This is a genomic window from Pelagibius sp. (assembly GCF_028289705.1).
Taxonomy (GTDB): domain Bacteria; phylum Pseudomonadota; class Alphaproteobacteria; order Kiloniellales; family Kiloniellaceae; genus Pelagibius.
In genome coordinates this window covers 49,329-65,133 of sequence record NZ_JANQOI010000183.1, presented here as the reverse complement: position 1 = coordinate 65,133, position 15,805 = coordinate 49,329, and the positions used below count along the sequence as shown (strand labels likewise).

Sequence of the window (15,805 nt, the reverse complement as noted above, 5' to 3'; positions counted from 1 at the left end):
CGGCCTCAGCGGGCTCCTCGGCGGTCTCTGGGCGCTGATCGGCCAGGAGCTGGGCCTGGTACTGCTCGGCATCGCCTTCCTTGCTTTCACCGCTGTGATCCTCGTCAGCCGCCTGCGCGCCAGCGCCCAACTGCACGACCTGGGGGCGACCACCGTCGTGGCGGCGCTGCTCACCTTCGCCCTGGGCGCTCTCGCCGTGCTTGGCGACATCGCCGTGGCCGCCGCCGGCGCCGTGGTCACCGCCATGCTGCTAGGGGTCAAGACCAGCCTGCACCGCTGGCTCAGCCTGCTGCGCGAGGAGGAGATGCTGGCCATCCTGAAGCTGCTGGCCATGTCGGTGGTCCTGCTGCCGGTGCTGCCGGACAAGGGCTATGGCCCCTGGCAGGTGTTCAATCCTTACGAGCTTTGGCTGATGGTGGTGCTCATTGCCGGCGTATCGCTGCTGGGCTACGCGGCAATCCGCATCGCCGGTCCGCAGAGAGGCGTCCTGCTCGCCAGCGTCGCCGGCGGGCTGGTGTCGTCCACCGTGGTGGCCCTCAACCTAGCGAACCTCGCCCGCGGCAAAGACAGCAATCACCGCCTGCTGGCCGCCGGGATCGGCCTTGCCGCCAGTACCATGTTCCCGCGCTGCCTCTTGGTGGCCGGTCTGCTGGCGCCCAGCCTCTTGCCCCATCTCGCACTGCCGCTTGGATTGGCAACCCTGGGCGGCTTTCTCGCCTCGGCCCTCGTCTGGCCCCGGGGCGGCAGCCGGAACCACCAGCCCGAGATCGCGCTGGGCAATCCCTTCGAATTCATGACGGCTCTGAAGTTCGGACTGCTGCTGGCACTCGTCATGCTACTGGCAACGGCGCTGCGCCGCTGGTTGGGTGACGCCGGTGTGCTTCTGCTGGCCGCCGCCTCGGGGCTCGCCGACGTGGACGCCATCACCCTCTCCCTGGCGCGCCTCGCCGGGGCGGAGCTGGAACCTTGGATCGCCGCCCTGGGCATTCTGATCGCGGCGACCAGCAACAGCCTGGTGAAGACCGCCATCGCCGCGGCGGTCGGCCATCGGATCCTGGGTTTCTACGTCCTTGGGATCTCGGCCAGCGCCCTCGGCCTTGGTGGCCTCGGCGTGCTCCTCGACGGCCTGTTTTAGAGGAGCGGTCCGTCGCCGCCCTTGCCGTCGCCCTTGAACAGCGTGAGATAGAAGTCGTAGCCGGCCATGGCGACCACGACCACCATAACAACGATCAGGTCCAGGTCGGGGACGAAACCGACAATGATTCCGACGAAGCCGATGAGGATGGCCAGGGCGGCGATGCCGATGATGCGGTCGGTCATAGGACGCTCCCTTCTCTCTCCCAGCCAGTCATCACGCGCTTTCCGACATCTGCTCGGCCAGCCAGCGCGCAGTGCGCAGCAGGCGCCCGTCGTCCCCGCAACGGCCGACGAGTTGCACGCCCATGGGCAGACCGTTGTGGGCCTGCAACAGCGGCAGGGTCACGGCAGGTGTGCCGCAGAGGGTCCAGATGCCGTTGAACACCGGGTCGCCGGTGGTCTCCAGGCCTTCCGGCGCTGGTCCCGCCGATGCCGGCACGACGATGGCATCGAAGCGCTCGAAGACCGCATCGAGGGCCGCGTTCAGCAAGCGCGGCCAGTCCCGCGCGGCCAGGTAGTCATGCGCCAGCACCCGCCGCCCGTCGTCGATGGCCGCCTGCATCCGCTCGCTCAACTGCTCGCGCCCGCGGCTCTCATAGCGGTGGAAGGATTTGGCAAGCTCCACCTTCTGCACCAGCTCGCAAAGCCCCTGGGCCCCGGCGAAATGCGGCGGCAGTTCGACTTCCTCGCAGATCTCGCCCAGGGCCTCGCGCAGTTCCCCGAAGGCGTCGTGGACATCCGGGGACGCCTTGTCCCAGGCGGGGTGCTTGACGAAGGCCAGGGCCGGCTGCACCGGCGGCCGGCTGGCGGCGATCTCCAACAGGCGCGGAGCCGGCGCCGTCGTCGTCGCCGGATCGCCCGCGTCGTAGCCGAACAGAGCGTCGGAAACCAAGGCGACATCCTCCACGCTGCGTGCGAAGGTGCCGATGGTATCGAGAGAGGCCGCCTGCTCGAGGACGCCGCTGCGCGGGATGGCCCCGAAGGTCGGCTTGTAGCCGACGATCCCGCAGAAGGAGGCGGGACGGATCATGGAGCCGACGGTCTGAGTGCCCAAGGACAGCGGCACCATGCCGGCTGCCACCGCTGCCGCCGAGCCTGAGGAGGAGCCGCCCGGCGTATGGCGGGGGTTGTGCGGATTGCGGGTCTTGCCGGGGGCGAAGAAGGCCAGCTCGGTGGTGACGGTCTTGCCCATGATGACGGCGCCGGCCTGCTTCAGCCTTTCGGTGACGTAGGCGTCCCTGGCCGGTTTGCGCCCGGCATCGATGGGGGTGCCGTTTTCCGTCGGGATGCCGGCGGTGTCGATGACGTCTTTCAAGCCCACCGGAAGCCCGTGCAGCGGGCCGGTGGGCCGGCCTTGCGCGCGAAGCGCGTCGAGCGCCTTGGCCTGGGCCATGACGTGATCGCCGTCCAGCCAGGTCCAGGCCTGAACCTCCGGCTCGCGCCGCTCAATCTGCTCCAGACAGGCCTCCGCCAGTTCCACCGCGCGCAGCGCACCCTTGGCCAGCCGCTCGCGCAGCTCGACGGCGGAAAGCTGCAGGATCGGGCTCATCTCTCCGGTCTCAGCGGCCATAGATCAGCCCCGGCAGCCAGAAGGCGATTTCCGGCTGGATGTAGAGCACCGCCATGGCGACGAAAACCAGCAGCAGGAAGGGCATACAGCCCTTGAAGATCTGCACGAGCTGAATCTGCGGCGGGGCGATGCCCTTCAGGTAATAGGCCGACATCGCCATGGGCGGCGTCAAAAACGAGGTCTGCAAGTTGAGCGCCACCAGAATGCCGAAGAACAGCGGGTCGATGCCGAAGTGCGGCAGCAGCGGCAGGAAGATCGGCACGAAGATGATGATGATCTCCGACCATTCGAGCGGCCAGCCCAGGAGAAAGATGATGAGCTGGGCGAGCAGCAGGAACTGCAGCGGCGTGAGGTTGAGCCCGGTGACGAACTCGAAGATCACGTGCTCGCCGCCGAGGTAGGAGAACACCGAGGAGAAGGTCCAGGAGCCGACAAAGAGCCAGCAGACCATGGCCGTGGTGCGCACCGTCAGATAAACCGACTCGCGCAACCGGTCCCAGGTCAGGGCCCGGTAGGCAATCGCCAGCACCAGCCCCCCCAGCGCGCCGATGGAGGCGGCCTCCGTCGGCGTCGCCAGCCCGAAGAGAATGGCCCCCAGCACCGCCAGAATGAGAAAGGCCAGCGGGAAGAACGAGGTCAGCAGCATCAGCGTGAGCTGGCCGAAGCCGATATCCGGCACATCCTCGGCGGTCGGCTTCGGCGCCACCGAGGGCTGCACGATGGCCCGGCCGGTGACATAGATCATGTAGAGGCCGGAGAGCAGCAGACCGGGCAGCAGGGCCCCCGCATAGAGCTGCACGATCGACACGCCCGAGGAGGCGGCGTAGACGATCAGCATGATGGAGGGCGGGATGAGAATGCCCAGGGTGCCGCCGGCGCAGATGATGCCCGAGGCGAAGCTGTTGTCGTAGCGCGCCTTCAGCATCGCCGGCAGCGCCAGCAGGCCCATCAGGGTGACGACGGCACCCACGATGCCGGTGGCCGTGGCGAAGAGCGTGCAGGTGATGAGGGCCGCCACCGCCATGGAGCCGGGCACGTGCCGGGCGGCGATGTTCAGGGTGGAGAACAGCCGGGCGACGATGTTGGCGCGCTCGACCACGTAACCCATGAAGAGAAACAGGGGCACCGCGGTGAGCACCTCGTTGGTCATCACCGAGTATGTTTGGTTGACGAAGAGGTCGAAGACGTTGTTTCGAAAGAAACCTTCGATCCAGAGTTCGAACTGGGTCCAACTGTCGGCGCCGTTCTCCACCGCCCTGTTGTAGGAGCGCCACATGCGCGCGCCATCGAAGTAGGCGTAGTAGCCGAAGGTGATGCCCATGGCCATCAAGGTGAAGGCGATGGGAAAGCCGAGGAAAATGACCAGAATGAAGATGCCCAGCATGAAGAGGGCGATTTGCGGATCCGTCATCGCTGCTGCTCATCCCCGCTGCCGCGCGACAAATTGGGATCGACCGTGTCGATCGCCTCGGAGCCGTGCTCCAGCACGTCATGGGCCGCCTTGTCCGCCAGTTTCACCTCGGTCTCCTCGACATCGTCGGCGCCGCGGAACCACTCTCCGCTGCGGATGCAGAGTATGCAGCGCATGACTTCGGCGATCCCCTGGATCAGCAGCAGAATGCCGGCCGCCACGATCACGGATTTCAACTGGAACACCGGCACGCCGGCCGGGCTGTTAACGCTGACCTCCAGGAAGCCCCAGGAGCGCGCCGCATACTTCCAGCCGGCGAAGATGAGCGCCAGGACGCCGGGAAAGAAGAAAATGAAATAGAGCACAAGCTCCACCGTTGCCTGGGTGCGCGGGCTCCAAAGCCGGTAGAGAAAGTCGCCGCGCACATGGCCGCCGCGCGAGAGCGTGTAGGCACCGCCCATCATGAACAGGGTGCCGTACATGATGAAGGCGACGTCGAGCGACCAGGCGGTCGGCGCGTTCAGCAGGTAGCGGACGAAGACCTCATAGGCCATGCCGAAGGTCATCACCAGAATGACCCAGGCAAAGGCCTTGCCGAACCACGCCGAAACGCGGTCGGCGAACGTGATATACGCGATCATCGGCCTCTCTCGTCGCTCCTAAGGGACCAGCCCGCTTTGAAATCTTGTCTGTCAAAGGGTTGCCGCCCCCTGCCCTCCCAGATCGTCATTGCCGGACTTGTTCCGGCAATCCATCGAGGACCGAACCTCGGTCTGTCCATGGAGCCCCAAAAAAACCAAAGGGGGGACAAGCCCGAGGGTGACAATGTAGAGACGGCCGACGTTGGCAAGCCATTGAAATCAGATCATTCACTTCGAGTCAGGCTCTGTGCTTTTTCAGTTTCCACGGGTCCGGTGCGCCCGCGGCCAAGCGGACGACCGCTCCGTGACCCGCGTGTACAGGTCGCCGGAGCGGTCGAGCCGTAGCAACAAAGCTTAGAGCTTCAGCTTGCCCGGGAAGTAGTGGTCGTAGGCCAGCGCCAGGTCGGGGGAGTTCATCAGCTCATAGAACACCACCCGTTCGACCCAGGCCCTCTGGCTGTCCATCACCTTCTTCATGAAGGGATCCTGCTCGAGTTCCGGGATCAGCTCGTCCCAGGCCTTCAACTGGGCATCGAGAATATCCTTCGACGTGCGATGCACGGTGACCCCGGACTCGCTCTGCAGCTTCTGCAGGTCGGCCGAGTAGTTGTCCATGGCCAAGGCCGTGTTCGAGGTGCTGGTGGCCTCGACGGCGTACTTCAGGATGGCCTGCAGGTCTTCCGGCAGGTCGTCGTAGAAGTCCTTGTTGAACAGGAACTCGAAGGACTCGCTGGCCTGGTGGTAGGACGAGAGGAAGTAGTTCTTCGCCACGTCCTGGGCGCCGAAGCGGCTGTCCGAGGAGGGATTGTTGAACTCGAAGGCGTCGATCACGCCGCGCTCCATCGCCGGAACGATTTCACCACCCGGCAACTGGGCAACGCTCATGCCGAGGCGCTGCAGCAGGTCGGCGGCGAGGCCGACGGTGCGGTACTTGAAGCCGTCCAGTTCCGCGGCCTTGGTGACCGGGTTCTTGAACCAGCCGAAGGGCTGGGCCGGCATCGGAAAGCCGTAGAAGCCGTAGACATTGAGCCCCATGATATCCTGGGTCAGCTCACGATAGAGCTCGGCACCACCGCCGGCATGGAACCAAGCCAGCATAGTTGTGGCGCTGCCGCCGAAAACCGGGCCGGTGCCGAAGAGCGAAGCCGCCTTGTTCTTGCCGTACCAATAGACGGGCACTGTGTGCGCCGCATCGAGCACGCCATCGTTCACCGCATCGAGCACCTGGAAGGCGCCGACCACGGCGCCGGACGGCAGCAGGTCGACCTTGAGGCGGCCGGCAGACATCTGCTCCACGCGGTCGACGTACTGACGGGCGAAATCCATCCAGATATCGGCTGCCGGCCAGGATGTCTGCATCTTCACCACAATCGGGCTCTGCGCCAAAACCGCAGGCGCCGCAACCGTGCTTGCCGCAGCCGCACCAGCCGCGACGGCGCCGCCCTTGAGCAGTTTGCGGCGCGAAACGTGTTTCGTGTCTGAGTTCTTTTTCACGGAATTCCTCCCTAGTTTCGACAATTCCAGAGGGTGTTCTTGGTCCGCAGTTGTCCTTCCCTCCGACGAGACCTCATTCAACAATCAGGGGCGCTGACTGTGCCGATTGGAAGACTCCGGCAGCGCCCATCGCCTGAATCCAGAGACCGGATCGCTGTTCGGCTAGACCAACCCCTCTCACAACCTGCACAGACGAAATGGCAAGGGACAATTCCCCAAGGAATCGTCAGCCAGCGGGCGACCCTCGCCGCCGCGACATCATGATGTGCGATTGGCCGACAACGCAACCGCTCAACTGGCTGCAGCTTGCCGAAGTCGGTGGCCGGGCCCCTCCCATTCTCGTGTCCAGTCTTACGGACTGCTTGGCGCAGCCTTCGTTTCACCGTTACCCATAAGAGCGCTGCCACATTGCGGAAACGCTTTCCATTATGCACAAGACAAATTGAAAATCACGGAAAAAATTCTGCCAAGTCAATGGTTTGCTAAGCAGACCAGTTCACGGTGCGGCGACCGTTGCTGCCTAGGAAGGGCAAATGTATAGCGGGCCGCTGCCCAGTCCGACAGACCACTAAGCCAGACTTCGCAACGCGCTCCAAATCACAGCTGCGCGAAGGCTGGGCCTTAGGGTCGGCAGACATCCTCCCCGTCGCAGCCATCAAACAAAGAGTCTGGGGCCGGCGACTATTTGGAGCCGACCATGGCAATTTAGTGGATGCGACTACCTTCGCATAATCGAGTTTGCTAGGATCTCGACGTGAAGAGGCCAAGTCACGCACAGTATTCGGATACGACATCTCTGCTCCGAAAACAGAAGTGACCGGTCGCGAACAGGGCGGCGCTCTTTCAATGAACCAGGAACTCATCGTCACCTCAGGGCGGCTCCGGCCAGCAGACCTTCAGGCGCTGACCCGGGAGCTTGCGAGCAGCATCACGCGCCACAGCGAAGTCCAGGCGGCACTGCCGGAAAGCGAAGGCCAAGAGGGCGAGCGCGGCGATCCCGTGACCCTGGGCGCGATCGCCCTCAGCTTCATCACAAGCGGCGCCGCCGTGGCCCTGTTTCAGGTCTTCAAGGCTTACTTCGAACGCGACGAAAGCCTGGAGATGTGCTTCGAGCGGGCCGACGGACGCAAGCTGACCATCAAGGCCGAGAATATGTCTGCCGAGCGCATCGACGACACGGTGGATCTGGCCAAGGCCTTCTTCAGCGACCCGGGTTCCGACTCACCCTAGGGCCTGTTGACTCATGAGCGACGACGCGCCAAACGACGATACGGGACAGCCCAAACGCTACGGCGTCCTGATCGCCAGCAGCCAGTTTCCCGAAGAACCGAAGCTGAAGGATCTGGCCTGCCCCGAGAACGACGTCGACGGGCTCTCGGAGGTTCTCAACGATATCGCCATCGGCGGCTTCAGTGACGTCGAGGTGGTGAAGAACCAGCCCAGCCACCAGGCGCTGCGCAGCGTCCACAAGGTGCTGCGCAAGGCCGGGCGCGACGACCTGGTGCTGATCTACTATGCCGGCCACGGCAAGCTGGACCGCGCCGGACGCCTCCATCTCGCGACCACGGAGACCGTCAACGCGGAGCTTGAGACCACCTCGATCCCAGCACAGCGCATCCGCGACCTCATCGACAACGCCGACTCCACCAAGATCGCGCTGATCCTGGATTGCTGCTACAGCGGGGCCATCGAAAAGAGCTTCCTGCGCGGCGATGTCGAAGAGCAGTTGCATGCCGTTGCCGGCGGCCGCGGGACCTTCATCATGACCGCCTCCACCGACGTACAGACCGCGCGCGAGGAAGTCCGCGACGGCTATGGCGTTTTCACCAAACATGTCATCGACGGCATGCGCGGCGGTGCCGATGCCGACGGCGACGGCATCGTGACGATGAACGAGCTCTACGACTACGTGCACCGGCAGGTCCTGGCGGACAGCCATCAGGTGCCGATGAAATGGAACCTCAATGTCGAGGGCGAGATGATCATCGCCCAGACCGGCCGCAAGCCGCGCGAGGAACGGCGTGCGGCCATCCGCGCCCGGCTCTTCGTCCTGGCCGACAAAGGCCTGCTGCCCGACGAGGTGTTCACCAAGGCCCTCGAGGTCTCCAATCTCTCGTTCGCGGAAACCCGAAGCGGCGCGGGTGCACAGTACGACGGGCTGCTGGATCAGGTGCTCGAAGAAGATCTGCGCGTCGGGGACTTCCTCAGCGCATGGCTGAAGGTGCCGCCCGACGATACGCCGGAGCCGGAGCCCGAGGCGGAGCCGGAAGCGGAAGCTGCGTCTGAGCCTGAACAAGAGCCGGCAACAGACCGGCCAGCGGAACCGCAAAAGCCGGAACCCACGGCCGCCCCCAAAGACGAGGATCTGGAGCCGGAACTGCCGCCAAACTGGCAGCGGGCGCCGGTGGGCTGGTTCTGGAAGTTCATGGTCTTTCCCTACGAGGCCACGCAGGAGAACCTGGACCGCCATCCGCTCTATCGCTTGACCCACGGGCGCGCGGTCAGGGAACGGGAGATGGCCCGGATGGCCGCCGGACAGAAGGTCGGAACCAGTTGGGGCGACGTGCTGATCTTCGTTGTTTGGCTTGTATCCGTCATACCCGTCGCCGGCGGCCTCGGCGAGTTCTATCGGATCAACGATATCAGCTACTTCCACAGCTACGACAACGTCTGGCGCAGCGACTTCGAGTCGGGTGCCATGACCGGAACCCTGGCCTGGTCGGCCGCCGGCTGGCTTCTGATGAAGCGCGCCAGCTATCGCCTCAACGTCTTCGTCAAGGTCCTTTACTGGATCGGCATTCTCGGCGGCCTCTTCGCGACCGGTGTTTTCATCAGCGAGACGTGAACCGGCACGCGGCCGGACGGTCAATCCGTGAGGCTGCTGAGGGTCGCGATGCCGAGTTCTCTTGCCGCGGCATCGAGTTCGGCCAGGGTGTCTTCCGGGATGACCACACCGTGGCGCCGCTGGCGCTCTTCCGCCCGCGCCTCCAATTCGCCGGGATAGTGGATCTCCTTGACGCCGGGCGCCCGGGGGACGGCCTTGATGTCCGCGATCAGCCGCTCCATGTCCGCCGCGAAATCGGCGTTCGGGCGGAAGGCTTCGATGTTGAGGGCCATGACCAGGTGCCCGACGCCGCTGCGGCCCTCCGGCACGTAGGGCCCGACCACGGCCCCGCCGAAGCCGCTGCCGCTCAGCACGCCGGAAAGCACGTCCATCATGGCGGCGATGGCATAGCCCTTGTGACCGGCCATGGGCAGGATGTTGCCGGCAATCCCCGCAGCGGGATCGATGGTCGCCCGCCCCTCCGCATCGATGGCCCAACCCTCGGGGATGGTCTCGCCGCGCTGGCGGGCGAGGTAGAGCTTGCCGCGGGCCACCGCGGTGTTGGCGATGTCCAGCAGCATCGGCGGATGGCGCCCGGCCGGCGCCGCGATGGACCAGGGGTTGGTCCCGATGAGCTTTCGCCTGCCGCCCCAGGGCGCCATGGCCGGGCTGGCGTTGGTCGAGAGGAAGCCGATGCAGCCGTCCTCCGTGGCCGTGCGGGTGAAGTACATCGCCGTGCCGAAGTGGCCGGAGTTACGCACCGCGACCGCGCCGATCCCGTGACGCTTCGAGCGGTCGACCGCCTCGCGCATCGCCCGCGCCGTGATCACCTGGCCGATCCCGTCGCAGCCGTCAAGAACCGCGACCGCGCCGCCGTCCACCACGACCTCCGGCTTGGTCACCGCTCGCATGGCCCCGGACCTGAGTCGTTCGCCGTACCAGAAGGTGCGCATCACGCCATGGGACTGATGCCCCCAGAGATCCGCCTGGACCAGGGTGTCCGCCAGCAGCGCGGCGTCCGCCTCGGGCACGCCCATGGCCCTGTATGCCGCCGCCGCGAAGGCGGCCAGCCGCTCGGCTTGGATCGGATGGTCGCTCATCGCTGCTGTCCCCCGGGACCGGCGGGGAGCAGTTGTCCGGTTCTCCCCGCCCTCACCCCAGCATGCGGGTGCGGGCCGGATCGAACAAGGGTTCGGGCTGCAGTTGTACAGACCGGCGTTCGCCGATGATCTCCACTTCGAAGTGGCCGTTCCGGCTCGCCAGTTCGCTGGGTACGTAAGCCATGGCGACCGAGCGCTCGGCGAAATGGGCATAGCCGCCGGAGGTCACCCAGCCCACCACTTCGCCGTCGTGCCAGACGGCCTCGTCGCCGCTGACGTCGGCGACATCGGCATCGCTGCCGTTGGCATCGACGGTGAGGGTCACCAGCCGCAGCTTCGGGCCCCGCTCCTTGTCTTCCAGCACGGCATCGCGGCCGATGAAGGCGTTCTTGCGCAGGTCGACGAAGCGGTCCAGCCCCGCCTCCGCCGGTGTGTAGATCGGCCGGTACTCCCGCGCCCAGGTGCCGAAGCCCTTTTCCAGGCGCAGCGCGTTCAGCGCCCTGAGCCCGAAGGGCCGCAGGCCCAGGTCGGCCCCGGCCTCGGTGAGCTGATCGTAGAGCCGCAGCATGTAGTCCGGAGACACCCAGATCTCATAGCCCAGGTCACCGGTGAAGGAGATGCGGCCCACCCAGGCCGGCACCATGCCCAGGTCCATGCGGCGGAAGGCCATGAAGGGAAAGGCCTCGTTGGAGACGTCGGCGTCGGTCAGCCGCGCCAGCAGGGTGCGAGCCTTCGGCCCGGCGATGGAGAGGCCCAGCATCTCGTTGCGCAGGGAGCGCAGGGTCACGCCGTTTTCCGGCAGATGGCTTTCGAACCAGCGCAGGTGATAGCCCTCGGCGGCGCCGGAGCCGAAGATGAAGAAGCGTTCCGGCCCCACCTTGGCCACCGTGAAGTCGCCGATCAGCTTGCCGCGGTGGTTCAGCATGGGCGACAGCAGGATGCGGCCCTCCCGCGGCATGCGGTTGGCCAGGATTCCGCTCAGCCAGCCCTCGGCATCGGGGCCCGTGACCTCATACTTGGCGAAGCCGGAGGTCTCCAGCAGGCCCACGGCCTCGCGCACCGCGCGGCACTCCGCCTTCACCGGCTCGAAGGCGTTGGAGCGGCGGTAGCCCGGCTGCTCGACAGGCTCCGCGCCTTCCGGGGCGAACCAGAGCGCCTGCTCCAGGCCGTAGCCGACGCCGAAGACGGCGTTCCGCGCCTTGAAGCGCTCATAGATCGGCGTGGTGCGCAGCGGCCGGGCGGCGGGCAGTTCCTCGTTGGGAAAGGTGATCTGGAAGCGCCGGCCGTAGTTCTCCCGCACCTTGGCGTTGGTGTAAGCCATGGTGGCGAAGTCGCCGTAGCGCGAGACGTCCATGGCGAAAACGTCGAAGCCGGGATCGCCCTCGGTCATCCAGGCCGAAAGCGCCAAGCCGACACCGCCGCCCTGGCTGAAGCCGGCCATCACCCCGCAGGCCACCCAGTAGTTCTTCAGGCCGCGCACCGGCCCGACAAGCGGATTGCCGTCCGGAGCAAAAGTGAAGGGGCCGTTGATCACCTGCTTGATACCCGCCTCCGCCAGCGCCGGGAAATGCTCGAAGGCCACCTCCAGATTGTCGGAGATGCGGTCGAGGTCCGGCTGCAGCAGCTCGTGGCCGAAATCCCAGGACGTCGTCTTCTCCGACCAGGGCACGCCGTGCTTCTCGTAGGTGCCCATGACCAGGCCGCCGCGCTCCTGGCGCATGTAGATCTCGCCGCCGAAGTCGATGCAGTGGGGCAGCTCGGTCTCGCGGCCCGCGACCTCCGGCATCTCGTCGGTCACCAGATACTGATGCTCCATGGCCAGGACCGGCAGTTCCAGGCCCACCATGCGGCCGACCTCCCGCGCCCAGAGGCCGCCGGCGTTGACCACGTGCTCGGCCCGGATGGTGCCCTTGTCGGTGATCACCTCCCAGCCGCCGTCGGGCAGAGGCTGCAGGTCGGTGACCCGGGTGAAGCGCTCGACCTCCGCCCCGCCGATGCGCGCCGCCTTGGCATAGGCATGGGTCACGCCGGAGGGATCGACATGGCCTTTCAAGGGTTCGTAGAGGGCGCCGACGAAGCACTTTTCGTTGATCAGCGGCAGCTTCTCCTTGGCCTCGGCAATGGACACGAAGTCGTTCTCCATACCCAGCACCCGGGCCCGGCCCTGCGCCACCTTCAGGTAGTCCAGCCAGTTCTCGGAGTCCGCCAGCAGGAAGCCGCCGGTCAGGTGGACACCGCAGGACTGGCCGGAGATCTCCTCGATCTCCTTGTAGAGGTCGATGGTATAGCGCTGCAGCTTGGCGACGTTGGGGTCGCCGTTGAGGGTGTGCATGCCGCCGGCGGCGTGCCAGGTGGAGCCGGAGGTGAGCTCGTCGCGCTCCAGCAGGACCACGTCTTTCCAGCCCGCCTTGGTGAGGTGATAGAGCACGCTGCATCCGACGACGCCGCCGCCGATGACCACTGCCTGCGCATGAGATTTCATTTGCCTGCCTCGCTGCGTAGAAGCACTTTCCCGCGACCCTGCCAATTGTTGCCATCGGCCAGAGGCCGTCCAGAGCACACCGACGGCATCGGTTTATTCGATGGGCTTAATCGCTGCCGGTGAGGTCTAGCGCTGCCGTGCCCCCCGTTCCGGCCAACAAGCGACAACCAATGACGCCCGAATCCCTATCGACGCCCCGGCTACCCTTGGGGAGGGCCCTGGCCACCCTCTGCGCTGTCCGTGAAGCCCGACACGAAACCGGTCGTTCCCCGCCATTTTTCGCCGCATTGACGTCCACAAAATGACCGTGGCCGGGGGTTGGCGCCGCCCCTAGATTCGAGCCGTCCGTTGGGCTCCCGGGCCCGGCGGCGGCCGATGCATCACCCTTCTCAGGCGAAGACGAAGAGGCTCCCATGCCCGCACCGCTCAGCCGACGCGCGACCCTGCGGCTCGCCGCTGCCATGGCGGCGGCATCGGCGCTTCCGCCCCTGCCTGCCCAGGCCGCCCCTTCGGGCCTGCGTCTGGGCCCGGCGCGGCCCTTCAGCTTCAAGCGGCTGATCGCGCGCGCCGAGGCGCTCGCCAAGGCGGACTACCGGCTGCCCCACCGGCCCGCGCCGGAGGTCGTCGAAGAGATCGACTACGAGACCCACGGGAAGATCCGCTTCGATCCCCGCGTCGCGCTCTTCGCCGAAGGGCCCGGCGCCTATCCCGCGACCTTCTTTCACCTCGGCCGCTACTTTCCGAGTTCGGTCAAGATGCATGCGCTGGAGCGGGGCTTCTCCCGGGAGATCGCCTATGACCCGGCCTACTTCGAGATGCCCGAAGGCTCGGTCGCCCGGAGCCTGCCCCGGGACTCGGGTTTCGCCGGCTTTCGCCTGCAGGAGGCGCGCAACCGCCGGGATTGGCCGACCCAGGACTGGATTGCCTTCTTGGGCGCGTCCTATTTCCGCGCCATCGGCGCGCTGGGCCAATACGGGCTTTCGGCGCGCGGCATCGCCATAGACGTCGCCGCGCAGGGCCCCGAGGAGTTTCCGAACTTCACCGAGTTCCATATCGCCTCCGCCGCCGATCCCGATGCGCCGGTGAACGTCTTCGCCCTGCTCGACGGCCCCAGCATCACCGGCGCCTACCACTTCGCCATCCGCCGCGGGGCGGGGGTGGTGATGGAGGTCGAGACGGTGCTCTTCCTGCGCCGGGCGGTGGAGCGCCTGGGGCTCGCCCCCCTCACCTCCATGTTCTGGTTCGGCGAGGCTAACCGCCGCTACCAACAGGACTGGCGGCCGGAGGTGCACGACTCCGACGGTCTCGCCCTCTGGACCGGCGGCGGCGAGCGGCTGTGGCGGCCGCTGAACAACCCGGAACGCGTGGTCACCTCCAGTTTTCTCGACGAGAACCCGCGCGGCTTCGGCCTGCTGCAGCGCGACCGCAACTTCGAGCACTTTCTCGACGGCGTTCACTACGAGCGCCGGCCCAGCCTCTGGGTCGAACCGCTCGGCCCCTGGGGTCCCGGTGCCGTGCTGCTCGTCGAAATCCCCACCGACGACGAGATCCACGACAACATCGTGGCCTTCTGGGTGCCCCGGGAGCCGGCCAAGGCCGGCGACCGCCTGGGTCTCTCCTACCGCCTCCACTGGCTGGCGGAAGAACCCTACCCCGCGGAGACCATCGCCCAGGTGGTCGCCACCCGCATCGGGCGCGGCGGCGAGCCCGGAAAGCCTCGCCCGCAGGGTCTCACCAAATTCGTGGTCGAGTTCGCCGGCAACGCCCTGGAGGGCATCGCCCACGACGCAAAGCCGGAAGTCAATCTCACGGCGTCCAGGGGCGCGCTGTCCTACATCTTTGCCGAGCGCATTCCCGACAGCCGGCGCTGGCGCGCCCAGTTCGATCTTGAAGCCCCCGGCCGCGACCCGGTGGAGCTTCGGCTCTATCTTGCTGACGGCGATGGCAAGCCCCTGACCGAGACCTGGCTCTATCAGCACCGGCCTGAAGCCGACCCACCCGCCTAGAGCCCGGCGCTGTCGGCATAGCCGAAACGGCGGGCGACCGGGCCGGCCAGCCGTTCGATGGACTCTGTTTCGGCTTGCGTGAAGGCCGGCCGGTAATAGCGCGGCATCCGCATCGTCTCTGCCGCCTCGGCCACCAGATGCGCGCTTCCCTCGAGATGGCAATGATCGCAGACCGCGCTCAGAACCTCGAACGGGCGCTGGCAGAGATCTTCGAACCGCACCAGCTTCACCGCAGCCGCCAAGGCCGGCGCGGCCGCCAGCCGGTCGGCCAGATAGCCATAGAGGCTGGCCCAATAGCGCGCCCAGCCTTCGACCTCTTCGCCGCGGTCCCAGGCCTCCAGGATCACGGGCACGGCACCGTCGCCGAGGTTGACCGGGCGCCGGTCGAGGCCGAACTCGAAGTGGCCGATGCGGCGCATGTGATGGAGCGCCCGCGGATGCGCGCGCTCGCCCTCGCAGAACAGGCGGTGCTGCTTAACCAGCGAGGCGATCTGTCCATGCGGCGCCCGCAACGGCAGAACGAAGCGGGCATCGGGAAAGATCTTCAGCAGGTATTCCAGGCGCGTCACGTTGTAGTTGGCTTTGGCGAGATAGCGGGCACGGCCGCGCACCCGCAGCAGCTTGCGAATATGGTCGCGGTAGAAGCGCTCGAACTGCGGGTGGCTGGTTTCCGCGTCCAGCACATTGCAGTGCCGCGGATCGTGCAGTCCGGAAAAAAAGGCCATCCAGAGCACTTCCTCGAAGGCCTCCGGGTTTTCGGCAGTGACCGCGATTCCATCGGCATGGCTGCGTTCAGCGGCCTCGGCGCCATGGTTCGGGACGTAACTCAGGAACCGGTTCCACAGGAACGGCGTGAAGAGAAAGGGATAGTCCTTGTAGCGGTGGCTGGTGAGGCTGGGGTGACCCGCCAGCACCTCCAGCAGGATCGTCGTCCCGGAGCGCGCCAGGCCGCTGACGAAGATGGGTTTCTCCACCGCGATCCCGGCGATGTCCTCTCTGCGCAGACGGGTTTCCTGATCGCCCAGGCGCACCCAGAAATCGCGGTGGCGGGCCACGAACCGGCCGCAGTGATGCACCCAGGGTGTGACCCGGAATCCCGCGTAGCGGTCACCCTCGCCGGATTCTTCGGATTGCGGCATC

12 protein-coding genes are annotated in these 15,805 nt (G+C 66.2%); 4 read left to right on the top strand and 8 right to left on the bottom strand.

The genetic code is table 11. The features are described 5' to 3' along the window. Nucleotides 1-1,135: DUF4010 domain-containing protein (locus Q0996_RS23565; RefSeq protein WP_299625960.1), on the top strand; the 1,135-nt coding region annotated here is incomplete at its 5' end. Here the strand turns inward: Q0996_RS23565 and Q0996_RS23560 are convergent. The 5 genes from Q0996_RS23560 to Q0996_RS23540 form a co-directional block, all read right to left on the bottom strand. Next, nucleotides 1,132-1,320, bottom strand: a complete 189-nt coding sequence (locus tag Q0996_RS23560; protein ID WP_299625957.1) for a hypothetical protein — start codon at nucleotides 1,318-1,320, stop codon at nucleotides 1,132-1,134. The genes Q0996_RS23565 and Q0996_RS23560 overlap by 4 nt on opposite strands. A gap of 31 nt (nucleotides 1,321-1,351) precedes the next feature. Beyond that, nucleotides 1,352-2,707, bottom strand: a complete 1,356-nt coding sequence (locus Q0996_RS23555) for an amidase (protein WP_299625955.1) — start codon at nucleotides 2,705-2,707, stop codon at nucleotides 1,352-1,354. Next, nucleotides 2,697-4,118, bottom strand: coding sequence for a TRAP transporter large permease subunit (locus Q0996_RS23550; RefSeq protein ID WP_299625951.1), 1,422 nt, complete (start codon nucleotides 4,116-4,118; stop codon nucleotides 2,697-2,699). Before Q0996_RS23550 ends, Q0996_RS23555 begins: the two co-directional genes overlap by 11 nt. Continuing rightward, nucleotides 4,115-4,759 (bottom strand): TRAP transporter small permease subunit, encoded by a 645-nt coding sequence (locus Q0996_RS23545; RefSeq protein WP_299625948.1) that lies wholly within the window; start codon nucleotides 4,757-4,759, stop codon nucleotides 4,115-4,117. The genes Q0996_RS23550 and Q0996_RS23545 overlap by 4 nt, the downstream gene beginning before the upstream one ends. Nucleotides 4,760-5,113: 354 nt before the next feature. Beyond that, nucleotides 5,114-6,253 (bottom strand): TRAP transporter substrate-binding protein, encoded by a 1,140-nt coding sequence (locus Q0996_RS23540; protein ID WP_299625945.1) that lies wholly within the window; start codon nucleotides 6,251-6,253, stop codon nucleotides 5,114-5,116. Between the two features lie 846 nt (nucleotides 6,254-7,099). Between Q0996_RS23540 and Q0996_RS23535 the strand changes: the two genes are divergently transcribed. Next, nucleotides 7,100-7,483: a hypothetical protein gene (locus tag Q0996_RS23535; protein ID WP_299625942.1), complete on the top strand. Its 384-nt coding sequence runs from the start codon at nucleotides 7,100-7,102 to the stop codon at nucleotides 7,481-7,483. A 13-nt stretch (nucleotides 7,484-7,496) separates the two neighbouring features. Continuing rightward, on the top strand, nucleotides 7,497-9,098 hold the full coding sequence (locus Q0996_RS23530) for a caspase family protein (protein ID WP_299625939.1): 1,602 nt from the start codon (nucleotides 7,497-7,499) through the stop codon (nucleotides 9,096-9,098). Between the two features lie 20 nt (nucleotides 9,099-9,118). On the opposite strand, the gene Q0996_RS23525 is transcribed toward Q0996_RS23530, so the two are convergent. Continuing rightward, on the bottom strand, nucleotides 9,119-10,177 hold the full coding sequence (locus Q0996_RS23525; protein ID WP_299625936.1) for an Ldh family oxidoreductase: 1,059 nt from the start codon (nucleotides 10,175-10,177) through the stop codon (nucleotides 9,119-9,121). 52 nt (nucleotides 10,178-10,229) lie between these two features. Beyond that, nucleotides 10,230-12,659: an FAD-dependent oxidoreductase gene (locus Q0996_RS23520; protein WP_299625933.1), complete on the bottom strand. Its 2,430-nt coding sequence runs from the start codon at nucleotides 12,657-12,659 to the stop codon at nucleotides 10,230-10,232. Nucleotides 12,660-13,072: 413 nt separating this feature from the next. Here Q0996_RS23520 and Q0996_RS23515 point away from each other — a divergent pair, with 413 nt between their 5' ends. Beyond that, nucleotides 13,073-14,665, top strand: coding sequence for a glucan biosynthesis protein (locus Q0996_RS23515; RefSeq protein WP_299625930.1), 1,593 nt, complete (start codon nucleotides 13,073-13,075; stop codon nucleotides 14,663-14,665). On the opposite strand, the gene Q0996_RS23510 is transcribed toward Q0996_RS23515, so the two are convergent. Continuing rightward, complete coding sequence (locus Q0996_RS23510) at nucleotides 14,662-15,804, bottom strand: sulfotransferase (protein ID WP_299625927.1); 1,143 nt, start codon at nucleotides 15,802-15,804, stop codon at nucleotides 14,662-14,664. The genes Q0996_RS23515 and Q0996_RS23510 overlap by 4 nt on opposite strands. Between the last annotated feature and the right edge of the window lies 1 nt (nucleotide 15,805).